We start from the raw sequence: 23,951 nt of genomic DNA, 5'->3' as shown, positions 1-23,951 counted from the left end.
TTTTAGATATGCAAACCACATTCTCTATTGCTTTCTACTTTTGTTGGGTCGAAATAGGTAAATTCGTTTGGCAAATTGTATTGCTCTAAATACGTATCTAAATCTTCATCTGACCAATGATAAAAAGGACTTACTTTTATAATACCGTCTTTACTTTTTGATACGATATCGATGCTATCTCTAAAAGCGGTTTGCCCTTTTCTTAAATTTGTAAACCAAACATCTGGTTGGTGCTCTTGCATTGCTCTTGCAAAAGGTTCTAATTTTACTTGTTCTGTAAAAAGTTGATGTTTCTTATCGTCTATTGAAGGAACTCCTAAAACCACATTTCTATGTGCAACTGTTTGTTTTGGAACATAAAGTTGGATGTTTAAATTTAATTTTTCTATGATTTCCTCTGCATGTTTATAGGTCTGAACAGTGTTGTAACCTGTATCGCACCAAATAACTTTTATGTCTTTTTTTACTTTGGTAACTGCATTTAAAATAGCCACTTCGTAAGGCCTAAAATTGGTAGTTATTACCGGGTTTTTTGCAATTGAAATTGCCCATTTGATAATCTCTAACGGATTTTTATCTGCCAATTCTTTATTTATTTGCTGAATATCTAAACTCATTATTTTCCCCATTTTATTTTGTTCCAAATTCTTTCATGAAAGAAATACAACACTAGTTTTGTTAAAAAATCTACAGAGGCTATGGAGGCTGCCAATACTATTTTTCCTGTTAAAAAATAAGAAACCACCAATGTATCTAACGTTCCAATTACCCTCCAGCTTAATGCTTTTGCTATACTTCGCAAAGGTTTTTCTGAAGTTTTGTCTTCTTCGAAACTTGCTTTTGTTTCACTTTTATTAAAAATCATCTGATCTAAAATCATAATAATTTACTTTTTATTACCCTATTTGTTTAATAGGGTATGCAAACATAGTGCATTATTTAAACATAAACAGCATAAAAAAGAAGAAATTTATAATTACCCTATAGATTTAGTAGATTATTAAAAATAAGAATGTATATTTGTGAATATGCAAATGAATTAACAATTAGCTTGCAGTATTAAAAGAGAAAAAGAAATTAAATATAAAAAAGGCGTTATTATGCCTTACAATTAGCATTTACACAAGTCTGATAATGTTGTATTTCTAAAGATTTGCAGTGTACTATCTCTAACTTTTAGCATTAAATTATGAACAGCGCAAGCCTTTTCATCTGGGCAATCGTCGCATTTTTCGTAGAAGTTTAAGCTCACACAAGGCACCATAGATATGGGACCTTCTAAAATACGCATGATTGCTGTCATTTGAATTTCGGAAGGTTCTTTTAGTAAGTAATACCCACCACCTTTGCCTTTTTTGGAACCTAAAATTCCGTTTTTACGAAGTGTTAACAAAATACTTTCTAAAAATTTAAGTGAAATATTTTCACTTTTAGAAATCGTAGCGATTTGAACAGGCGTTTTATTTTCCTGTTTTGCCAAATAGGTAAGCGCTTTAATTCCGTATTTTGTTTTTTTAGATAGCATAAGTAACAAATTTACAGAAATTTCTGCAATTTAAACGTTTAATGCTTGTTCTAAATCGGTAATTATGTCTGTTACATTTTCTAATCCTACAGAAACACGAACCAAACCATTTGTAATTCCGACTTCTAATCTGTCTTCTTCTGAAAGTCTTCCATGAGTTGTAGAAGATGGATGTGTAACAATGGTTCTTGTGTCTCCTAAATTGGCAGAAAGTGAACACATTTTTATGTTGTTGAGAAATTTTCTTCCAGCTTCTATGCCTCCTTTTATTTCGAAAGCAACGATATTTCCACCTAATTTCATCTGATTTTTTGCCACATTATATTGTGGATGCGATTTTAAAAATGGATATTTTACCAATTGTACATTTTCGTTTCCTTCTAAAAACTGCGCAACTTTTAACGCATTTTCACAGTGCTTTTCTACTCTAATTGCTAATGTTTCTAAACTTTTTGATAAAACCCAGGCATTAAAAGGAGACATGGCTGGCCCTGTGTTTCTTGCGAATAAATAAATTTCTCGCATCAATTCTTTGTTTCCAACTGTAACTCCTCCTAAAACTCTTCCTTGTCCGTCTATTAATTTTGTGGCTGAATGAATTACCAAATCTGCGCCAAATTTAATGGGTTGCTGAATGTAAGGTGTTGCAAAACAATTATCTACAATAAAAATAAGATTATGCTTTTTTGCAATTTTACCAATCAATTCTAAATCTAAAATATCTACAGCAGGGTTTGTAGGTGTTTCTATATATAAAATTTTGGTGTTTTCTTGAATTAAACTTTCTACCAACTCTACTTCATCTACTTTAAAATAGGATGTTTTGATATTCCATTTTGGTAAAAATTTGGTAAACATGCTGTGTGTAGAACCAAAAACCGAACGACAAGAAACCACGTGATCGCCAGCGTTTAACAACGCTGCAAATGTAGAGAAAATGGCAGACATTCCTGTTGCAAAAGCATAACCTGCTTCTGCACCTTCCATTTGTACAATTTTATTAGTAAATTCTGTGGTATTTGGGTTTGTGAACCTGCTGTATAAATTACGTTGTTTTTCTTCTGCGAAGGAAGCTCTCATATCTTCTGCATCATCAAAAACAAAACTTGAGGTTAAATATAAGGGTGTAGAATGTTCAGAAAATTGTGTTCTTTCTGTTTGATTTCTAATGGCTTCTGTTTCGAAATGTTTGTTCATATTGTGGTGTTTAGAATGAAGACCGCTAATGCTTTTAGAAGAAAGCATCAAGACTAAAAACGTATCGTTCTTCTCTTGATTCTTATCTCTTTTATCTTGTTTCTTGTTTCTTTTATTTTTTATAAATCAGTTTTTTTTGACTGAAATACTGCCAACTGAAAACTGCCTACTTTTTTAATTATTATGTTTTGCCAGTCTTAGAATATCTCCAAAAACGCCTCTGGCTGTTACTTTAGAACCTGCTCCTGCTCCTTGGATTACAATGGGTTGCTCTCCATAAGATTCTGTATAAATTTCAAAAATTGCGTCTGAACCTTTTAAAGAACCTAAAGGAGAATTTTTAGAAACAGATACCAATTTTACATCTAAATTTCCTGTTTCTTGTGATAAATCTCCACTTAATTCTCCAATATATCTTAAAACGTGGTTTTCTTTTTGACTTTCTTTTATTTGTTGATATTCTTCATTCAGCACTTCTAAATTTAATAAGAAATCATCAACATTACCTTCTCTTAAATTTTCTGGAATTAAATTCTGAATTTTTACGTCTGCAAATTCATTTTCTAAATCTAATTCTCTTGCTAAAATTAGTAATTTTCTAGCGACGTCATTTCCGCCTAAATCTTCTCTTGGGTCTGGCTCTGTAAATCCTGCGTTAATTGCTGCTTGTAAAACTTCAGAAAAAGGTTTGTTTTCTTCAGAAAAAGTATTGAATAAATAACTTAAACTTCCAGAGAAAACGCCTCTAATTTTGGTAATATTTTCTCCAGATTCGTGCAGTAAACGAATGGTATCAATTAAAGGCAAACCTGCACCCACATTCGTTTCATACAAGTATTGTTTTTTGTATTCTTTTAATTTTTTTCTTAATTCTTTATAAAAATTAAAAGACAAGGTGTTTGCTATTTTATTACAAGAAACCAAATCGAAACCTGCTTCTATTAACGGAATGTAATTGGCTACAAATGGTACACTTGCAGTATTATCTACCGCAATTAAATTCTCGAAATGATTCGCTTTTGCAAACGAAATAATAGCATCTACAGAAATATTTTCTTGTCCTTTTGACTCTAAATCTTCTTCCCAATTTTTGGAAACTCCGTTTTTGTTTAGCAATACTTTTTTAGAATTCGCTACCGCAAAAACATTCAATTGAATTTTTCTTCTTTCTAAAACAGAAGCTGCATTTTCTAAAATCTGATGAATTAATGTTCCGCCCACCAAACCTTTTCCGAAAATGGCAATGTTTACTTTTTTAGCAACACCAAAAACTTGACCGTGAATTACGTTTACTGCTTTGTGCAATTGCTCTTTCTTTACGACCAAACTCACATTTTTACCTGTAATGGTATTGTTGAATAAAACAGGAACAATTTGATTTTTAATCAAGGCATTGTAAGGTAAATGAAATTCGCTTAAATCTTGCCCAATAATAGAAATTACAGCCACATTATCGACAATAGAAATTTGATTTACGTCTTGTGAATAAAAATCGTTTTCGAACTCTTTTTCTAATGCTAAAACAGCTTCGTTGGCTCTATTGGCATCGATAATTAAACCAATTCCTCTTTCGGATGAACCTTGAGAAATAATACTTACACTAATATTTTTATCACTTAAAGCTCTAAAAATTCGTGCATCTACACCTACTTTACCTAACAATCCTCTTCCTTCGAAATTTAATAAGGCAACATTGTTAATGGTAGAAATCGATTTTATGCCTTTGGTAGAAGATTCTGAGGTAATTAATGTGCCTTTGTCTTCTTTATGAAAGGTATTTAAAATACGTAAATTAATGTTCTTTTCTAATAATGGAATAATGGTTTTTGCATGCAAAATGGTCGCTCCGAAATTCGCCAATTCATTCGCTTCTGAAAACGATAATTGCTCAATTTTTTTTGCGTCTGCAACCAAATCTGGATTCGCCGTAAAAATTCCACTTACGTGTGTATAATTTTGAAGCTCTGCTGCATCTAAATAATTTGCAATTAAAGCGGCTGTGTAATTACTTCCATTTCTACCTAAAGTGGTGGTTTCTCCTTTTTTATTGGATGCGATAAAACCTGTTACTACATTTATAGTTTTCGAATTTTCTTTAAAATAAGACACAACATTTTCCGAAGAAATTGCTGAAATTGGTTGTGCGTTTCCAAAATTATCATCTGTAATAATTAATTTTCTTGCATCTGTTGGGTTTGCTGAAATTCCTTTTTCTTCTAACAAACTTGCGACTAATTTTACGGATAATAATTCGCCTTGTGCTAAAACTTCGTCTTTAATTTTTTCGCTATAATCACCCAATAAATACACACCTTCAAAAATGGTTGCCAATTTTAAAAACTCTTGTGTGCAATCTAAATTCGGGTTGGGTTTTAATTGATAATCTTTAAAAGCATCAAAAGCGTCTAAATACGGTTTCTGTTGAGAAGCTAAAGTCAACAAATTTTCTAACTCGTCTGTGGTATTTCCTCTTGCAGAAGCAATTAAAGTTATTTTTTCTCCGTTTTTGTGTTTGTTAAGAATAATTTCTATGGCATTCTCCAACCCTTTTCCATTGGCTAAAGATTTTCCTCCAAATTTTAATACTTTCATCTTTTTTGCTCTATAATCTTTATTGAAAATAGGTTCTATAATTTTCTGTAATTGGTCATATTCCATTAAAAATGCATCATGCCCATGCACAGAATTAATTTCGTTATACGTTACGTTTTCTTTTGTTAAAGCCAGTTTTTTATGGGTTTCTCTATTTTCTTCCGCCGTAAAAAACAAATCGGAATCTACACCGATAATGTGAATATTTGCTTCTATTTGATCGAGAACTTCTATATTTTTCTCTCCATTTTTAGTAACATCAATACTTTTTAATAATTGATTCATTAATTTATAGGAAGATAATTGGTAGCGTTCTTGCAATTTTTTTCCATGGTGTAATAGCCAACTTTCTACGTTAAAAATATCTGAATTTTCTTTCTTTGATCGATGAAAACGTGCTTTAAACGATTCTGGTGTTCTGTAACACAACATGGCATGCATTCTTGCATCGTGCACTGGATTGTTAGAATTTACCAAAAATTGTTCCTGAATTTGACAATTGGCAATCAACCAATCTGTCGATTTCCAATCGGTTGCAATGGGTAAAAAATGTTGGGTAATTTTGCGATTTAAAACAATCATTTCCCAAGCTATTCCCCCACCTAAAGAACCTCCAATTAATGCATATAATTGGGTTATTTTCAACTCCACTAATCCTTTTAAAAAAATTCTTGCGATATCTCTTGCAATAAAATCTTTATAATTTTCAATTAAAAAACCATCGAAACCATTTCCTGGAATATTAAAAGACAAAATGGTATATACATCTGTATTTATGGCTTTGTCTTTTCCTACAATATCTAACCACCAACCTTTTTCACCAGCAACATCGCTATTTCCAGTTAGTGCGTGATTGATTAACACCACAGGTGCTGTTCCTAAATCTTGCCCAAAAACTTGATAACTTAAATTGATATCCGAAATATTTACACCTAATTCTGTGGTAAAATCCTTGATTTTTATATGTTGTAATTTGTCTTTCATTATTAAAACAAGGGTTTTAAACCCCTTGTTATTTTTCGTATTAATTATATTTCTGAAAAAGCCGCTTTTAAATCTGCTTTTAAATCTTCTAAATCTTCAATACCAACAGACAAACGAATTAAATCTTGACTTACTCCTGCGCTTTCTTGTGCAGCTGCATTTAATTGTTGATGTGTGGTACTTGCTGGATGTATAATTAACGATTTTGTATCTCCAATATTTGCTAACAAAGAAAATACTTTGGTTTTATCTGTAATGGCTTTTGCGGCTTCAAAACCTTTTTTCGGCCCAAAAGTTACAATTCCGCTTTGTCCTTTTGGCAAGTATTTATCTGCTAATTTCTTGTATTTATTGCTCTCTAAACCTGGATAATTTACCCAAGCGACTTCCTCTTGTTGCTCTAACCATTTTGCCAAAGCCAATGCATTTTCTGAATGCTTTTGAATTCGAACTGGTAACGTTTCTAAACCTTGAATGATATGAAACGCATTTGTAGGGCTTAAAGCACCACCAAAATCACGCAATCCTTCTAAAATTAATTTAAAAGTATAGGATGCTGCCCCTAAAGCTTCGTAGTATTTTAACCCATGATAACCTGCAGAAGGTTCTGTAAATTCGGGAAATTTTCCATTCGCCCAATTAAAAGTTCCAGCATCTATAATTGCACCTCCTAAAGAAGTTCCTTGTCCGCCAATATATTTTGTTAAAGAATGAATTACAATGTTTGCGCCATATTTAATCGGATTTAATAAAACTGGAGTTGCTACAGTATTATCAACAATAAATGGTACTTCTGCTTTTTTTGCATGAGCTGAAATTGCTTCTAAATCCAACACATCTAATTTTGGGTTTCCTAAAGATTCCACAAAAAATGCTCTTGTATTTTCTTGAACGGCTTTACTAAAATTTTCTGGTTCATAAGCATCTACAAACGTAGTTTTAATACCTAGTCTTGGTAAAGTTACATTTAATAAGTTATAGGTGCCTCCATACAAACTGCTGGATGCTACAATGTGGTCTCCAGCTTTTAAAAATGTTAACAAACCTGTTGCAATTGCTGCAGTTCCAGATGCAAAAACTACAGCTCCAATTCCGCCTTCTACAGCCGCCAAACGATCTTGTAAAATTTGATTGGTTGGGTTGTTTAAACGTGTGTAAATAAAACCTAATTCTTTTAACGAAAAAAGATTTGCAGCATGTTCCGCATTGTTAAAAACATACGAAGATGTTTGGTAAATTGGAACAGCTCTTGTACCTCCATTGGCTGTTACATCATGTCCTGCGTGCAACGCATGGGTTGCTAATTTGTGTACACTCATTTTTCTATTTTTTTTTGAGTTAATTTAGATTCCTGTTTTCACAGGAATGACATTTTCAAAAGAAACACAATATTTCATATTGTGAATCAATTTTAGATTAAACCAAAAGTCAAATGCATCAATTTTTGTTGATGTACGAATTAGAAAAATGTTATTAAGAAAATAGAATTTTCTAGTGAGAGAAGATTCTTTTTTGTTATCTATCCTTTTTCTCTTTTTTGAGATACCGAAAATTAAGTTCAGCACAGGGTAGAATTTAGCACCTTCTTTATTTCTAAAGGGTTGCTAAGGTTTCAAAGGGTCTAATCCCTCCACCTTTCTTGATAACATTTCAATAAGTTATTGAACTTTGTGAGTGCAAATATATGTTTAGAAAAATTTAATATCCAAATAAAAAGTGGTTTATTTTTATTTTATATCGATTTTGAAGCGAAAAAACACTGTAAACTTGCATTAAAAACGATAATTTTTTTTCTATAAAATTCGTGTTTTAATGATATCATCAAAAATAATTATCTCTAAAAAATGTTGGAATTTCATTTTATAATGTAACTTTGCAAAAGAATTTAAGAGGAAAAATTTGAACTGATTGCAACCTCTTGTGCTGAACTTGTTCCGGTACCTAACTTGTAAACGAATTTCTATAATGAGGTTTTGAAACAGGTTTAGAATAAAAATGCTAAAGCAGTAATTATCTACTTCTTTTAGCGACTATGCAATCAATTTCTATTTTCTGATTCTTGTTTTTACGGGAATTCTAATTTTAAAGAAACCTAAATGTACAATTATTTTAGGAATCATCATTTTTCAATATTAAAAAGAAAAGATTATGTCATATTTATTTACGTCAGAAAGTGTTTCTGAAGGACATCCAGACAAGGTTGCAGATCAAATTTCTGATGCTTTAATTGATCATTTTTTAGCATTCGACAAAAACAGTAAAGTTGCTTGTGAAACGATGGTTACCACTGGACAAGTTATTTTGGCTGGAGAGGTAAAATCTAAAACCTATTTAGATGTGCAACAAATTGCAAGAGAAGTTATTAATAAAATTGGTTACACTAAAGGCGAATATATGTTCGATGGAAATTCTTGTGGAGTTTTGTCTGCAATACACGAACAATCACCAGATATTAACCAAGGAGTTGATAGGTCTTTACCAGAAGAACAAGGTGCTGGAGACCAAGGAATGATGTTTGGTTATGCCACTGACGAGACCGAAAACTACATGCCTTTGGCCTTAGAATTGTCTCACAGACTGTTAAAAGAATTGGCGCTTTTAAGACGAGAAAATAAAGACATTACCTATTTAAGACCAGATGCTAAAAGCCAGGTTACTATCGAATATTCAGATGATAATGTTCCACAAAGAATAGATGCCATTGTAATTTCTACACAACACGACGATTTTAACGAATCTGATGCTGTAATGTTAGAAAAAATTAAAAAAGACATTGTTGAAATTTTAATTCCTAGAGTGGTTGCAAAGTTGCCAAGCCATATTCAAAAATTATTTACGAACGATATTACCTACCACATTAACCCAACTGGCGTTTTTGTAATTGGTGGACCTCATGGAGATACTGGTTTAACGGGACGTAAAATTATTGTAGATACCTATGGAGGAAAAGGAGCTCATGGTGGAGGCGCTTTTTCTGGAAAAGACCCAAGTAAAGTAGATCGATCTGGAGCTTATGCCACAAGACACATCGCAAAAAATTTAGTTGCAGCAGGCCTTTGTAAAGAAGTTTTAGTACAAGTTTCTTATGCGATTGGTGTAGCAAAACCCACAAGTATAAATGTAGAAACTTACGGAACTGCTACTGTAGATTTAACAGATGGAGAAATCAGTAAAAAAGTGGAAGAAATTTTTGATATGCGCCCTTATTTTATAGAGCAACGCTTAAAATTAAGAACCCCCATTTATTCGGAAACTGCTGCTTATGGCCATATGGGAAGAACCCCAGAAATTAAAACAGTAACATTTACAAACCCTATGGGAGAAACTGTTTCTGAAGAAGTAGAAACATTTACTTGGGAAAAGTTAGATTATGTAGATAAAATAAAAGAAGCTTTTAAGGTATAGAAAAAACAACTTAAAATACAATAAGAAGGCTGTCACAAAAGTAAATTTAACTGTCTTTTTGAGCATTACTAAAATCAAAATATATTTTGATTGAAAGTAGTTAACGAAGTTATCGAAAAATCTAAAATATTGAAATTCAATAAATAAGATTTCTCCATTACAGTCGAAATAACCAATTTTAATACTTTCGAGACAGCTTCTTTTTTATGCTTAAAATTTAACATAATTCGCCAATTGTCTTTAACAAAAATTTAAGACAGCGTAAATAAGGGTTTGTGTAACTTCGAAAACTATAACTTTAACCAATTTTATTATGATAAAAAAAATACTAACCCCTTTTCTTCTGGTTCTTTTTGTTTTCGGTTTTTCTACTGAAACGAATGCTCAATTTTGGAAGAAGAAAAAAAAAGACGCTCCAAAAACAGCTCAAAAACCGAAGCCAAAACCTAAAAAAGGCGATATTCAGCCCTATGGAAAAGTGGTTACAAAAGAGCACAAAACAGACGATGGTTTGTTTAAAGTACACACCAAAGACCAAACTTATTTATTTGAAATCCCAGATTCTCTCTTAAGAAGAGAAATGTTAATGGTTACAAGAATCGCAAAAACTGCCAATGGAATTGGTTTTGGTGGTGGAAAAACAAATACACAAGTGTTACGTTGGGAGAAAAAAAATAAAAATATTTTATTAAGAATTGTTTCCCATAACGTTGTTGCAGATACTATTTTACCTGTACATGAAGCCGTTGTAAACTCGAACTTCGAGCCAATTTTATTTTCTTTTCCTATCAAAGCGTTTAGTAAAGATTCTACAGCAACAGTTATAGACGCAACAAAACTTTTTACTTCAGACATTAAACCCCTAGGCCTTCCTGGAACTTTAAGAAAAAGCATGCAGGTTAGCCGTTTAGACAATTCTAGGTCTTATATAGAAAGAGTTAGTAGTTACCCAAGAAACATCGAAATAAGACACGTAAAAACTTACTTTGCAAATAAACCACCTTCAAACGCAGCTTTGGGCTCTATTACATTAGAAATGAGCAACTCTATGGTTTTACTACCAAAAGTTCCAATGAAACGTCGTTATTTCGACGAACGAGTTGGCTGGTTTACTCGCGGACAAATAGATTATGGTTTAAAGGCTCAAAAAAGTAAATCTGTTACTTTTTTAGATCGATGGAGATTAGAAGTAAAAGATGAAGATATTGAGAAATTTAAAAGAGGCGAATTAGTAGAACCTAAAAAACAGATTGTTTATTATGTAGATAGAGCAACCCCAAAAGAATGGGTGCCTTATATTAAACAAGGAATTAACGATTGGCAAGTTGCATTTGAAGCAGCAGGATTTAAAAATGCAATTATTGCTAAAGATCCTCCAAGTAAAGAAGAAGACCCAGATTGGTCTCCAGAAGACGTACGTTATTCTGTGGTGCGTTATTTAGCCTCACCTATTCCAAATGCAAACGGACCGCATGTTAGTGACCCACGTTCTGGAGAAATCTTAGAATCAGATATTAACTGGTATCACAACGTAATGTCTTTATTACACAACTGGTTCTTTATTCAAACTGCTGCAATTAATCCAGATGCAAGAAATAAGGAGTTTAAAACAGAAGTTATGGGACGTTTAATTCGTTTTGTTTCTGCTCATGAAGTTGGCCACACATTAGGCTTGCCACACAATATGGGTAGTTCTGTTGCATATCCTGTAGATTCTTTACGTTCTGCAACTTTTACTCAAAAATATGGTACTGCACCATCTATTATGGATTATGCTCGTTTTAATTACATAGCTCAACCAGAAGATAAGGGTGTTGCTTTAATGCCAAACATTGGTGTTTACGATAAGTACGCAATTGCTTGGGGTTACAAACCAATTTTAAATAAATCTGCTGAAGAGGAAAAAGAAATTTTAGATAGTTGGATTTTAAAGCATGCTGGAGATCCAATGTATCGATTTGGGCACCAGCAAGCAACTGGCGTTGTCGATCCAAGTTCTCAAACAGAAGATTTAGGAGACGATGCTGTAAAAGCTTCTATGTATGGAATTAAAAACTTGAAAAGAATTTTACCAAAATTAGAAGAATGGACCTCTGAAAAGGGAGAAAATTACGAAGAGTTATCTACAATGTACGGACAACTATTAGGTCAATTTAGTAGATACATGGGACATGTTTCTGCCAATATTGGCGGTGTTTACGAGTATTACAAAACTTCGAATCAAGAAGGAGCTGTTTATACTCATGTTCCTAAAGCAAAACAAAAAGAAGCTTTACAATTTGTTATTAACGAATTGTTTAAAACTCCAGAATGGATGCTAGATGAAAATATTTTTAGTAAAACTGAATTTTCTGGTTCTGTAGAAAGAGTTAGAAGTTTGCAAGCAAGAACTCTAAACAATATTTTAGATGCAGGAAGAATGGCTAGAATGATTGAAAACGAAACTTTAAATGGTTCGTCTAAGGCATATACTTTGGTAAATATGATGAGTGATCTTCGTAAAGGAGTTTGGAGTGAAATTTACTCTGGACGCTCTATAGATACCTACAGAAGAAATTTACAAAGAGCACATTTAGATAGGTTAAACTATTTATTAAATGAAGCAAAAAACCAAAGAGGTATAAATCGTGGATATTTTAAAATAAGCGGAATTACAATCAATCAATCTGATGTAAGACCTGTTGTTAGAGGAGAATTAAAACGTTTACAAAGAGATGCTAAAGCGGCTTCTAACAGAGGCAACACGCTTACTCGATACCACTTACAAGATGTTGTCGATAGAATTAAAACAATTTTAAATCCTAAATAAATTTTTGTAGTTAGCGTTTTAAAACTGCGTTACAAAATCTAAAAGGTAGTGATTATATCACTGCCTTTTTTGGTTTTATATTGTTTTGATTTTATACCATTTGTTTATTCCTAATGCATAATGCGAGTTTAACCAAAACAAAAGCAATTGCATTTTTGCCTACAGCTTAATTTCCTTCGGAAATTTTTCATAAACAAAATCGCAACTTTTCATACCCAAATATGGCAACGAAACTCTAAATTCTACCGCTCTAAAATCTCTTTAATATTTGGTTTAAAGTAATTTGGACCTTTTAAAACTTTACCATCCTCTCTGTAAATCGGCTTGCCATCTTCGCCTAATTTACTCATGTTACTTCGTTGTATTTCATTAAAAACTTCTTCAATTTTATCTTGCATTCCATGTTCTATAATGGTACCACATAAAATATACAACATATCTCCTAAGGCATCTGCAACTTCTACTAAATCGTTATTTTGGGCGGCTTCTAAATATTCTTCGTTTTCTTCTTTCATTAAATGATAGCGCAACTTATTTCTATCTTCGCCAATATTTGCTATGGGTTTGCTATTCATATTCAAATTAAAAGCAGTGTGAAATTCAGTTACGGACGCGATTCTTTTCTTCATTTTATATCTTATTGTGAGTTTTTTATTTAGTAAATTTTTATTCGATATTACAACATTTTCTTTAACAACCAAGCAGGCGCAACTTTTAACACCCAAGCCACCAATCTCCAACGTTTAGAAACGTAAGCAACTCGCTTTTTCTTTTGAATAGCCTTATAAATTTGGTTGCTTGCTTTTTCTAACGGAACCAACCAAAAAAGGTTTTCGCCTAAAGCCATGGCTGTATCTACAAAACCAGGTCTAATGTCTGTAATAAAAACTTTGTTAGATTTTATGGTTTTTGTTTTAATATACAAACTTTCTAAATAAGCTTTTTGATAAGCTTTGGAGGCAAAATAAACTGGTGCAGAACGATTTCCTCTTATAGAAGCTATGGAAGAAATTCCGACCAAATGCCCAAATTGTTGTTTTCTAAATAAATTGTACGCCAAAACATACAATTTTGTAACACCCAAAACATTGGTATTAATGCTTTGTGCTTCCATGGTCCATTCTAATTTTGGGTTTATGTATGCCACTCCAGAAGACTGCACCACCAAATCTATGGTTTTAAATTCGGCAACAATTTCGTTAAAAACCTTTTCTACAGTATCTACTTCTTGAATATCGTTTTGTTTTACCAAAATTTTATCAGGAAATTGATTTTTTAGCTCCATCAATTTCTCTAATCTTCTTCCTGTAATGGCCACTCTATAACCATCTTTTACCAAAAGCTGAGTTAATGTTTTTCCTATTCCAGAAGTTGCTCCAAAAACAATGGCGTTCTTCATTTAATTTGTAATTTTGTAAAATCGAAATTTTACTGATTTTTAGAAAGACAATATATAGAAACTTTATGAAAAATGAAGATAGAAGTACATCTATTAATCAAGAAGATATAAAGAATTAAGTTATGTTTTTAAGTGCATATTTTACATCGGGTAGAATTATTTTTATGATTTTTTTCATTTTAGCATTTGTCGCTTTAATGATTTATAGCTACAGAAAAGATATTAAAAATCACGAACGTTATTATAAAAATGCTGGTAAAAAAGTACTTATTTATGGGAGCTTAATCATAGCCATTTTTGTGGCGATTCGTTTTTTAGCTGGAAATTAATTCTTGTAGAAACTTATTTTTTATATTGAATTAAATATTAAAATAATTTCTTGCAAATAGGCTTTTGAAATATGGTTCATTTTTAACATTTAGGATATTTAAAACAATCTGTTGTGTGATCGTTTACCATTCCAACTGCTTGCATGTATGCATAGATAACTGTAGAACCAACAAATTTAAAACCTCTTTTTTTTAAGTCTTTCGAAATTTTATCAGACAATGGTGTAGTTGCAGGAACTTCTTCTCTTTTATGAAATGTATTTACAATGGGGTTTCCATCTACATAACTCCAAATAAATTTAGAAAAAGAGCCAAACTCTTTTTGGACCTCTATAAACAGTTTTGCATTTGTAATTGCGCTTCTTATTTTTAATTTATTTCTAATGATTCCTGCATCTTGTAGAAGAGATTGGTATTTACTTTCTGGATATTTTGCAATTTTTTTGTAGTCGAAATTATCAAACGCTTTTCTAAAATTTTCTCTTTTGTTTAAAATGGTAATCCAACTTAAACCCGCTTGAAAAGTCTCTAAGATTAAAAACTCAAATAAAGTTGCATCATCAAAAACAGGTGTTCCCCATTCTTTATCATGGTAATCTTTATATAATTTGCTATCTGTAACCCAAAAACATCTTTTTTTCATCCTTGTTATTTTAAAAGCGAAAATTAGTGTTAAATGAATTAAAAATCAATGCATTTTGGAATAATTTTTGCAACTTTACGAATGTTAAACATCTTGATTATGAAAGTTTTAAAATACATTTTATTGTTTACTACAATTTCTATCTTTTTTTGGGCCTGTGGTGCTTCACCAATAAAAAACCAAAATACAGAAGAAAAAGAACAACCCGTTGTTATTGCTAATGATAGTCTAGAATACGAAATTATAATTATAGACCCTGGTTTTACTGCGTTTTTATACTCTATTGCACAACCAGAAGGTTTTTATTCTCAAGAATATTTAGAAGCAAGAAATAGAGTTTGGGTAAATACGTGGAATATTAGAGCTCAAAATCCAACACAATTTAACAATAATATTTACGAAAATGTAATCGATTATCAACCAAATATAGATTATGGTTACGAAGTAAATTACAAACTCTTTAACTATTTTTTATTTGCACAAAGAAAATATAAAATGAGTTTAGGTGGTGGTTTTCGGTCTAATAGGATTAATTAACTAAAACCTTGTCGTGTATTTTAAAATAAAGAATTTCTTGAAACCAACTATCTTCGAGACAAAGCCAAAAAAGTATTTCGCTGCTTCACTTATAACCTAAAAAGGTTCGTTCGAGTGGTGTTGAGGAACAAAAAATTGTATCGAGAACTATTTAAAAAATTAAAATTCTAAACAATATTTAAAATTATATTTTTATTTTTTTCGATAGCTTACAAAGCTATAATCATATTTGTTTTTTTCGTCTGCTTTAAAATCTTCTCTCGAAACTTCTTTCCAAATTTTAGGATTTATTTCCGGAAAATAAACATCCGCTTCAAATTCGTGATGCACCAAAGTAATATCTAATTGGTCAGCCAAGTTATTTGCCATTGCTTCTTTGTAAATTTGTGCACCTCCAATAATATAAATTTCGGCATCTTCTTTTGCCAAATCAATGGCATTTTCAATACTATTGGCAATAAGACAGCCATCTTTAAAATAATTATTATTTCTTGTAATAATAATTGTAGTTCGATTGGGTAGTGGTTTTCCAATAGATTCGAAAGTATTTCTACCCATTAAAATATGGTGCCCAGTAGTTACTTTTTTAAATCTTTTTAAATCTGCAGGCAAATGCCAAATTAAATCGTTGTTTTTTCCTAAGGCATTATTTTTAGCGATGGCAGCTATAATTGTAATCATAAAGTGAATCCATTTTTAACAAAAATAAAAGAAATGATGTGAGATTTAGCGTTTTTTAAGAGTTTTCGTTCGATACGACCGATTTACGAAACCGTTTTCGAAGCAAATTACCTGAAAATCAGACAAAAAGAATGTTCACTATTTTTAAACATACAGTAATTATTTCCATTATTTTTTTTCAATAAACTTTATTATAACGTTTCATATTATTAAAACGATAATTCTTTCTTTTTCAGCAGTATATTGTTTGAAAAGTTAATAATTGTTCTATAAATTTACCGAAAATTTTGAAAACAAAATATTATGGCAATTAAAAAACAATTTTTAAAAAGCAAACCAGTTTGTAAAGTAACTTTTACGGTACCAGCTGAAGATGCTAATAATGTAGCAGTAGTTGGTAGTTTTAACGAATGGAACGCAGCTGCTACTCCATTAAAAAAATTAAAAAATGGTTCTTTTAAAGGAACTGTTGATTTGGAATCGGACAATTCTTACGAGTTTAGATATTTAGTAGATGGCAAATACGTTAACGAACAAGAAGCAGATGCTTTTGCTTGGAACGATTATGCTGGTACTGAAAACAGTGTTATAAAATTATAACAAATTACTCTAAAAAAAGTAAAAAAAGAGTTCTCGCCTATTTTTTTCAATTGAGAACTCTTTTTTATATTTTATTTAAGCAATTATATCGCCACTTTTCCTTTGATATGAGGGTGTGGATTATAATCTATTAGTTCGAAATCTTCGAAATTGAAATCGAAAATACTGGTTATCTTTGGGTTGATTTTCATTTTCGGCAAGGGTCTAATTTCTCTAGACAACTGCAACTCTAGCTGCTCTATGTGGTTGTTATAAATATGAGCGTCTCCAAAAGTATGGATAAATTCTCCTGCTTCATAACCACAAACTTGCGCAATTATCATAGTAAGTAACGCATAACTTGCGATATTAAAAGGCACTCCTAAAAAAATATCTGCACTTCTTTGGTATAGTTGGCAAGATAATTTACCATCTGCTACATAAAATTGAAAAAATGCATGGCAAGGAGGTAATGCAGCTTTTCCGTTTTTTACATTTTCTGAAAAAGATACAGAAGTATCTGGTAAAACTGAAGGGTTCCAAGCAGAAACCAACATTCTTCTCGAATTCGGGTTCTTTTTTAAGGTTGATATCACTTCTTTTAATTGATCGATATCATCGCTATTCCAATTGCGCCATTGATGGCCGTAAACAGGACCTAAATCGCCATTTTCGTCTGCCCATTCGTTCCAAATACGCACGCCATTTTCTTGTAAATATTTAATATTGGTATCTCCTTTTATAAACCAAAGCAATTCGTAAACAATCGATTTTAAATGTAATTTTTTGGTAGTAACCATTGGAAAACCTTCACTTAAATCGAAACGCATTTGATGCCCAAAAACACTTTTTGTTCCTGTTCCTGTTCTATCTCCTTTTTCATTTCCGTTCTCTAAAACATGTTTTACTAAATCGTGGTATTGTTTCATTTTCTTTGTGTAACTGTGTAATTGTTGAATTGTGTATGTAAATGTCTCGTCGTTTAAACCATTAAACGCTGCTTAAACAATTACACTTTTTTTACCCTATAATCATTCCTGCAATTGTAGCAGACATTAAAGACGCAATGGTTCCACCAATTAAGGCTTTTATTCCAAATTCTGATAATGTTTTACGTTGTCCTGGAGCCAAAGAACCAATGCCTCCTATTTGAATTCCAATAGAAGCAAAATTGGCAAAACCACACAACATATAAGTCGCCATAATTACAGATTTCTCGTAATTTAAATGCACTGCATTTGCAACGTTCTTTAGTTCTGCTAATTGAATGTACCCAACAAATTCACTGGCGGCTAATTTAATGCCTAACAATTGCCCCATCATTGTAATATCGGCAGAGTTTACACCAATTAACCACATTAATGGCGCAAAAATAGAGCCTAAAATAAACTCTAAAGACAATGTTTTATAAGATGAATTTGCGGCAATAATTTCATTTAAAGAAGTAAAATTCCAACTAAAATATTCGATTCCGTTAAAGTTTCCAATACCTCCTAAAATTCCGTTGATCATGGCAATAACCGCAACAAAAACCAGTAACATTGCGCCAACATTTACTGCCAATCGTAAACCTTCTGTTGTTCCGTTTGCAATGGCATCTAAAACGTTCGAACCAATTTTTTCTTGAGAAACGGTTACATCTGTATTTACTTCTTCGGTTTGCGGATATAATATTTTAGAAATTACAATCGCGCCTGGAGCTGCCATTACAGAAGCTGCCAATAAATGCTTTGCAAAAACAAGTTCTAACTCTTTGTTTCCACCACCTAAAAAGCCAATGTATGCTGCTAAAACAGCTCCTGCAACAGTAGCCATTCCACCAATCATTACTAAAAGCATTTCAGATCTGTTCATTTTTTCTAAATATGCTTTTATTAGAAGTGGTGCTTCGGTTTGTCCTAAAAAAATATTTCCTGCAACAGACAAACTTTCCATACCAGAAATGCCTAAAAATTTAGACAATACTCTTGCTAGAATTTTTACGATTTTTTGAATAATGCCTAAATAAAATAATAAAGAGGTTAATGCCGAAAAGAAAATAATTGTTGGTAAAACCTGAAAAGCAAAAATGTATCCGAAAGTATTCATATCACCCACCATTCCTGCGAATAGAAACTCGCTTCCAGCTTTTGTATATTCTAGAATTTCGATAAATATGCTTCCAACAAAATCGAAAATTATTTGTATAAATTTTACTTTTAAAACTCCAATTGCAATTGTTAATTGAAGCGCTAATCCGATTCCGACTTTTTTCCAATCAATTGCCTTTTTGTTTGCGCTAAATAAAAATGAAACGATTAATAAAGCAAACATTCCTAAAACCCCTCTCCAAAGACTTCCAAAGGTAAAACCTTCGCTCTCGATAATTCCTTTTGCAAGTGGGTCTGCTGTTTGCGAAAAAATGTTTACAGATAAGAAACAAAATAGGGCTACTACTAATTTTTTCATACGGTTTTTAGATTAGGAGCGTTTGCTAATTTCATCTCTAATTTTAGCTGCTAATTCGTAGTTTTCTTCTTCTACAGCTTTATTTAACTGCTCATTTAATTCAGGAACAGATAAATCGGAAAAGTTGCTTTTTACAGTATTGGAATCGAAATCTTCGACGTCTATCGTTGTTTTTTCGACATCTGTGGTTTCGTTAATTGCCAATTCTTCTTCTATTTTTAAATAAATTCCTGCTTTATCTAAAATATTTTCATAGGTGTAAATTGGTGCTTGAAAGCGAACTGCAATTGCTATTGCATCTGAAGTTCTTGTGTCTATTGTTTCTTCTACTCCTTCTCTTTCGCAAACCAAGCTAGAAAAGAAAACACCATCTACCAATTTATGGATAATTACTTCTTTAATGGTTATTGAAAAACGATCTGAAAATGTTTTAAATAAATCGTGTGTTAAGGGTCTGGGTGGTCGAATTTCTTTTTCTAATGCGATGGCAATAGATTGTGCTTCGAATGCGCCAATTATTATTGGCAATGTTCTTGTTCCTTCCATTTCACTCAATACCAAAGCGTATGCTCCACTTTGTGTTTGACTGTAAGAAATTCCTTTTATGGTTAGTTTTATTAAACTCATATATCTTTCTGCAAGTATAAAAAAGCTTTCGGTTAACAGATTTTATATCTGGCTTTTTCAAGGGCACAATTTACTAAAAATTATATATTGAAAAGTTTTATTTCCTGAAAAATACGATTCTAAATATTCGAATGGCCCGCGTGAAGGATTGAGCCATTGTTTGAGCTCTTTTCTTTTGTTGATTGAAATGAAACAAAAGTAAAAGCGAGTGGCGAAAGCCTGACGAAATTATTTTTTTTAAATTTTACTGATGTAGTACTTTTTTTAGTTTGATATGGTACAAATAAAAAAACGAACCAAATTTATATTTTGATTCGTTTTTTAAAATTTAAAAAAATGATTTGGGCACGCCCAAAATATAATTTTCGAATTACGAAGCTTTAAAAGCTTTTAATTTTTCGATTAATTTGGGTACTACTTCAAAAGCGTCTCCTACAACTCCATAATCTGCTGCTTTAAAAAATGGTGCTTCTGGGTCTGTGTTGATTACCACCTTTACTTTAGAGGCGTTTATTCCTGCCAAATGCTGTATTGCACCCGAAATTCCAATGGCGATGTACAAATTAGAGGCTACTGGTTTTCCTGTTTGCCCAACGTGTTCTGAATGTGGTCTCCAACCTAAGTCTGATACTGGTTTAGAGCAGGCAGTTGCAGCGCCTAAAACGTCTGCTAATTCTTCAATCATTCCCCAGTTTTCTGGGCCTTTTAAACCTCTACCTGCGGAAACAACAATATCTGCATCTGCAATGGTTACTTTGCCTGTTACTTTATCTATTTTTTCTGATTTTACTCCTAGATCTGCATCCGAAATATGTGCTTCAAAATTTTCTGAAGTTCCAGAAACTGGATTTTCGTGAATTCCGAATGAGTTTTTAGCAACTCCTATTACTTTATTTTCTGTAGAAATTGTAGTATTTGCAAACGCTTTATTAGAGAATGCTTTTCTTTTTACTGTAAATGGTGCTGTACTTGAGGGTGCTGCAACTACGTTAGATGCATAACCAGCTTCTAAAGCGACTGCAACTAATGGACCTACATACAAACCATCTGTACTAGAATCTACAATTACAACGTTTGCATCTGTGGCTTCTGCTGCTTGTTTTATTGCCAAAGCGTACCCTTTTGCATTAAATGTTGTTAAATTATCGTTAGTAATGTTGAGTACTTTTTCTGCTCCATAGGTGTATAGTTGCGAAGCATCGCTTGCATTTATTGTTAAAACAACTAAGTTACTGCCTAATTGTTCTGCTACTTTTTTTCCATAAGAAACTACTTCGAAAGCCGTTTTCTTAAATTTTCCGTCTGTTGAATCGGCAAAAACTAAAACTGACATATATTTTTTATTTTTTATCCTGAACTTGTTACAGGATCTTGTTATTATTGTTTCTGATGTTTTTTAAGTTCCGAAAATACGTTCGGAATACTATAATTTTCCATCTTTAAAATTAGATGCTAAAACGGGTTTAGCACGATTTAATTTTTGAGAAAAATTAAATCACTTTCGCTTCGTTATGAAGTAAGTTAATTAACTCGTCTAAATTATCGGCATCTACTAATTTTACAGCGCCTTTTGGTGCTGGTTTTTCGAAAGATTGTGCTGCTGTTTTCGCTTCTGAACCTGTTGGTTCAACTACTTGTAGTGGCTTTTTACGTGCCATCATAATTCCACGCATATTTGGGATACGCAAATCTTTTTCTTCTACAATGCCTTTTTGCCCTCCAATAACAATTGGTAAATTGGTGGCAAGTGTTTCGTTTCCTCCATCAATTTCTCTTACTGCAGTTACTTGATTTCCTTCAATTTCTAAACCAACACAACCGTTTACAAAATTAAAATCCGTTAAAGAAGCTAACATTCCTGGCACCATTTGGCCATTATAATCTGCAGACTCTTTTCCTGCTAAAACAACATCATAACCACCGTCTTTTACAATGGCCGTTAATTCTTTGGCTACTAAAAAACCATCAGTAGGGTTTACATTTACTCGAATCGCATCGTCTGCACCAATGGCCAAAGCCTTTCTTAAGGTAGGCTCTGTATTTGCTTCGCCTACATTTACTACAGTTACTGTTGCTCCTTGTTTTTCTTTAAACCACATTGCTCTTGTGAGACAAAACTCGTCATAAGGATTAATTACAAACTGAACACCATTCGTATCGAAATCTTCGTTATTATTTGTAAAATTAATTTTTGAAGTCGTATCAGGCACATGACTAATACATACCAATATTTTCATAAATTCTTGTTTTTATATCTTATTATCGGTTACGAAATTACGCTTTTTTTTTAAAAATACTATGCATGCATAGTATTTTTTTATTTATTTAACAGTTTTCGAAAACGATTGCGAAATAAATAGAGAATATTTCTCTCACTTTGTACAATTGTGTTTAAAAAAATGGCAATTAATTCCTTATTTTTGCAAGTGAAAAAATAATAATTAATTTATCATAGATGAAGACAGTTCAATTCAGAGAAGCAATTTGCGAAGCAATGAGCGAAGAAATGCGCAGAGATGAAAGCATTTATTTAATGGGTGAAGAAGTTGCCGAATATAATGGTGCTTACAAAGCTAGCAAAGGAATGTTAGATGAATTTGGTCCAAAAAGAGTAATTGATACTCCTATTGCTGAGTTAGGTTTTGCTGGTATTGCCATTGGTTCTGCAATGAATGGTAACAGACCTATTGTAGAATATATGACGTTTAACTTCTCGTTAGTAGGAATTGATCAAATTATAAATAATGCTGCTAAAATTAGACAAATGTCTGGTGGGCAGTTCAATTGCCCAATTGTTTTTAGAGGTCCAACTGCTTCTGCTGGTCAATTAGGTGCCACACACTCTCAAGCTTTCGAAAACTGGTTTGCCAATACGCCTGGTTTAAAAGTAATTGTTCCTTCGAATCCTTATGATGCAAAAGGTTTATTAAAAGCTGCAATTCGCGACGACGATCCTGTAATTTTTATGGAATCTGAACAGATGTATGGAGATAAAATGGAAATTCCTGAGGGAGAGTACATTATTCCTATTGGAGTATCAGAAATTAAAAGAGAAGGTACTGACGTAACCATTGTATCTTTTGGTAAAATAATTAAAGAAGCTTACAAAGCTGCTGAAGAATTGGCAAAAGAAAATATTTCTGTTGAAATTATCGATTTAAGAACCGTTCGTCCAATGGATCATAACGCAATTATAAATTCTGTAAAGAAAACAAACAGATTGGTAGTTCTAGAAGAAGCTTGGCCATTTGCAAGTGTGGCTTCAGAAATTACTTATAGAATACAAGACGAAGCATTCGATTATTTAGATGCTCCTATTAAAAGAATTACAACTGCAGACACTCCTGCACCTTATTCGTCCGTTTTATTTGAAAAATGGATTCCGAATGCAAACGATGTTGTAAAAGCTGTAAAAGAAGTACTTTACATAAAGTAATACCATTTCTTTAAAAACAATATTATATAAAATCCTTTTTAGTAAAAAAAAGGATTTTTTTGTCTAAAAACTCATTAACAAATCTTTTTAAGTACCAAAATCCATTGCAAAAAAAATTTTTCATCCACTAAAAAACTACTAAGAATCACTATTTTTGCAAACCGATAAAAATAAAAATATGGCAAATAAAAACAGAAAAACATTTGATGTTTTAATAGAAATCCCTAAAGGAAGTAGAAATAAATACGAATATGATTTCGATTTGAATAAAATTCGTTTCGATAGAATGCTATTCTCTTCGATGATGTACCCAGCAGATTATGGTTTTGTACCAGAAACTCTAGCTTTAGATGGAGATCCATTAGATGTTTTAGTTTTAGGGCACGAACCTACCTTTCCAATGTGTGTTGTTGAAGTAAAACCTATTGGGGTTTTTCATATGGCAGATGAAAAAGGACCAGATGAAAAAGTAATTTGCGTACCTGTTTCGGATCCAATTTGGAATGACAAAGAAGACTTGTCTGATTTAAATCCACACAGATTAAAAGAAATTGAACACTTTTTTAAAGTATATAAAGATTTAGAAAAGAAAAAAGTAGATGTTGGTGGCTGGGGAAATGCAGAAGAAGCGCAACAAATTTATATCGACTGTGTAGATAGATACGAAAATAGCGAACATAAAAAAACAGGTAGTTTCAAAATTTAATAAATTATTACCGCTAATAATACAAACCTCTTAAAATTAAACATTTTAAGAGGT

The 23,951-nt window shown here is 32.1% G+C and carries 22 protein-coding genes and 1 riboswitch; of the genes, 7 read left to right on the top strand and 15 right to left on the bottom strand.

Annotated elements, in window-relative coordinates; genetic code table 11:
* Positions 1-2 precede the first annotated feature (2 nt).
* From JL193_RS12230 to JL193_RS12205, 6 genes are all read right to left on the bottom strand, one after another.
* The gene (locus JL193_RS12230; RefSeq protein ID WP_207971068.1) at positions 3-617 is read right to left on the bottom strand and encodes a phosphoadenosine phosphosulfate reductase domain-containing protein; all 615 of its coding nucleotides are present in this window, start codon (positions 615-617) and stop codon (positions 3-5) included.
* Positions 617-880 (bottom strand): DUF2061 domain-containing protein, encoded by a 264-nt coding sequence (locus JL193_RS12225; RefSeq protein WP_207971067.1) that lies wholly within the window; start codon positions 878-880, stop codon positions 617-619. The genes JL193_RS12230 and JL193_RS12225 overlap by 1 nt, the downstream gene beginning before the upstream one ends.
* A 231-nt stretch (positions 881-1,111) precedes the next feature.
* On the bottom strand, positions 1,112-1,525 hold the full coding sequence (locus JL193_RS12220; RefSeq protein WP_207971066.1) for an RrF2 family transcriptional regulator: 414 nt from the start codon (positions 1,523-1,525) through the stop codon (positions 1,112-1,114).
* A gap of 30 nt (positions 1,526-1,555) precedes the next feature.
* Positions 1,556-2,722: a trans-sulfuration enzyme family protein gene (locus JL193_RS12215; RefSeq protein WP_207971065.1), complete on the bottom strand. Its 1,167-nt coding sequence runs from the start codon at positions 2,720-2,722 to the stop codon at positions 1,556-1,558.
* Between the two features lie 174 nt (positions 2,723-2,896).
* Positions 2,897-6,298 carry a bifunctional aspartate kinase/homoserine dehydrogenase I gene (gene thrA, locus JL193_RS12210; RefSeq protein ID WP_207971064.1) on the bottom strand — a complete coding sequence of 1,134 codons (3,402 nt, stop codon included), beginning with the start codon at positions 6,296-6,298 and terminating at the stop codon, positions 2,897-2,899.
* Between the two features lie 44 nt (positions 6,299-6,342).
* Positions 6,343-7,617, bottom strand: a complete 1,275-nt coding sequence (locus JL193_RS12205; protein WP_207971063.1) for an O-acetylhomoserine aminocarboxypropyltransferase/cysteine synthase family protein — start codon at positions 7,615-7,617, stop codon at positions 6,343-6,345.
* 193 nt (positions 7,618-7,810) lie between these two features.
* Positions 7,811-7,947: riboswitch (SAM riboswitch) on the bottom strand.
* 499 nt (positions 7,948-8,446) lie between these two features.
* Here JL193_RS12205 and metK point away from each other — a divergent pair.
* Together metK and JL193_RS12195 are read left to right on the top strand one after the other, a co-directional pair.
* On the top strand, positions 8,447-9,703 hold the full coding sequence (gene metK, locus JL193_RS12200) for a methionine adenosyltransferase (RefSeq protein WP_207971062.1): 1,257 nt from the start codon (positions 8,447-8,449) through the stop codon (positions 9,701-9,703).
* A gap of 313 nt (positions 9,704-10,016) precedes the next feature.
* Positions 10,017-12,512, top strand: a complete 2,496-nt coding sequence (locus JL193_RS12195) for a zinc-dependent metalloprotease (protein ID WP_207971061.1) — start codon at positions 10,017-10,019, stop codon at positions 12,510-12,512.
* Positions 12,513-12,754: 242 nt separating this feature from the next.
* On the opposite strand, the gene JL193_RS12190 is transcribed toward JL193_RS12195, so the two are convergent.
* Entirely contained in the window at positions 12,755-13,141 is a 387-nt protein-coding gene (locus JL193_RS12190) for a pyrophosphohydrolase domain-containing protein (protein WP_207971060.1), read from the bottom strand.
* A 47-nt stretch (positions 13,142-13,188) separates the two neighbouring features.
* Positions 13,189-13,911 (bottom strand): SDR family NAD(P)-dependent oxidoreductase, encoded by a 723-nt coding sequence (locus JL193_RS12185; RefSeq protein WP_207971059.1) that lies wholly within the window; start codon positions 13,909-13,911, stop codon positions 13,189-13,191.
* A 164-nt stretch (positions 13,912-14,075) separates the two neighbouring features.
* Between JL193_RS12185 and JL193_RS12180 the strand changes: the two genes are divergently transcribed.
* Positions 14,076-14,240: a hypothetical protein gene (locus JL193_RS12180; protein ID WP_243456751.1), complete on the top strand. Its 165-nt coding sequence runs from the start codon at positions 14,076-14,078 to the stop codon at positions 14,238-14,240.
* Positions 14,241-14,322: 82 nt separating this feature from the next.
* On the opposite strand, the gene JL193_RS12175 is transcribed toward JL193_RS12180, so the two are convergent.
* Positions 14,323-14,883, bottom strand: a complete 561-nt coding sequence (locus JL193_RS12175; RefSeq protein ID WP_207971057.1) for a DNA-3-methyladenine glycosylase I — start codon at positions 14,881-14,883, stop codon at positions 14,323-14,325.
* A gap of 99 nt (positions 14,884-14,982) precedes the next feature.
* On the opposite strand from JL193_RS12175, the gene JL193_RS12170 reads away from it, so the two are divergent.
* Entirely contained in the window at positions 14,983-15,420 is a 438-nt protein-coding gene (locus JL193_RS12170; protein WP_207971056.1) for a DUF6146 family protein, read from the top strand.
* Positions 15,421-15,612: 192 nt separating this feature from the next.
* Here JL193_RS12170 and JL193_RS12165 read toward each other — a convergent pair whose 3' ends face one another.
* Positions 15,613-16,101, bottom strand: coding sequence for a dihydrofolate reductase (locus tag JL193_RS12165; RefSeq protein WP_207971055.1), 489 nt, complete (start codon positions 16,099-16,101; stop codon positions 15,613-15,615).
* A 303-nt stretch (positions 16,102-16,404) separates the two neighbouring features.
* Here JL193_RS12165 and JL193_RS12160 point away from each other — a divergent pair, with 303 nt between their 5' ends.
* Positions 16,405-16,701, top strand: coding sequence for an isoamylase early set domain-containing protein (locus tag JL193_RS12160; protein WP_207971054.1), 297 nt, complete (start codon positions 16,405-16,407; stop codon positions 16,699-16,701).
* A gap of 83 nt (positions 16,702-16,784) precedes the next feature.
* Here the strand turns inward: JL193_RS12160 and JL193_RS12155 are convergent, their stop codons facing one another.
* The 5 genes from JL193_RS12155 to JL193_RS12135 all read right to left on the bottom strand — a co-directional run bounded on the left by JL193_RS12155 (position 16,785) and on the right by JL193_RS12135 (position 21,992).
* On the bottom strand, positions 16,785-17,609 hold the full coding sequence (locus JL193_RS12155; protein WP_207971053.1) for a thymidylate synthase: 825 nt from the start codon (positions 17,607-17,609) through the stop codon (positions 16,785-16,787).
* Positions 17,610-17,700: 91 nt separating this feature from the next.
* Positions 17,701-19,128, bottom strand: coding sequence for a NupC/NupG family nucleoside CNT transporter (locus tag JL193_RS12150; RefSeq protein WP_207971052.1), 1,428 nt, complete (start codon positions 19,126-19,128; stop codon positions 17,701-17,703).
* Positions 19,129-19,140: 12 nt separating this feature from the next.
* Positions 19,141-19,755: a bifunctional nuclease family protein gene (locus tag JL193_RS12145; protein ID WP_207971051.1), complete on the bottom strand. Its 615-nt coding sequence runs from the start codon at positions 19,753-19,755 to the stop codon at positions 19,141-19,143.
* A gap of 370 nt (positions 19,756-20,125) precedes the next feature.
* Positions 20,126-21,088, bottom strand: coding sequence for an electron transfer flavoprotein subunit alpha/FixB family protein (locus tag JL193_RS12140; protein ID WP_207971050.1), 963 nt, complete (start codon positions 21,086-21,088; stop codon positions 20,126-20,128).
* A 157-nt stretch (positions 21,089-21,245) separates the two neighbouring features.
* Entirely contained in the window at positions 21,246-21,992 is a 747-nt protein-coding gene (locus JL193_RS12135; protein ID WP_207971049.1) for an electron transfer flavoprotein subunit beta/FixA family protein, read from the bottom strand.
* Between the two features lie 218 nt (positions 21,993-22,210).
* Between JL193_RS12135 and JL193_RS12130 the strand changes: the two genes are divergently transcribed.
* Together JL193_RS12130 and JL193_RS12125 are read left to right on the top strand one after the other, a co-directional pair.
* Positions 22,211-23,191, top strand: a complete 981-nt coding sequence (locus tag JL193_RS12130) for a pyruvate dehydrogenase complex E1 component subunit beta (RefSeq protein WP_207971048.1) — start codon at positions 22,211-22,213, stop codon at positions 23,189-23,191.
* A 178-nt stretch (positions 23,192-23,369) separates the two neighbouring features.
* Positions 23,370-23,897 (top strand): inorganic diphosphatase, encoded by a 528-nt coding sequence (locus JL193_RS12125; protein ID WP_207971047.1) that lies wholly within the window; start codon positions 23,370-23,372, stop codon positions 23,895-23,897.
* Positions 23,898-23,951: the final 54 nt, after the last annotated feature.

It is taken from the genome of Polaribacter batillariae, assembly GCF_017498485.1.
Classification (GTDB): domain Bacteria; phylum Bacteroidota; class Bacteroidia; order Flavobacteriales; family Flavobacteriaceae; genus Polaribacter; species Polaribacter batillariae.
Note: the sequence above shows the minus strand (reverse complement) of the source record. Positions and strands in the feature narration are given on the sequence as shown.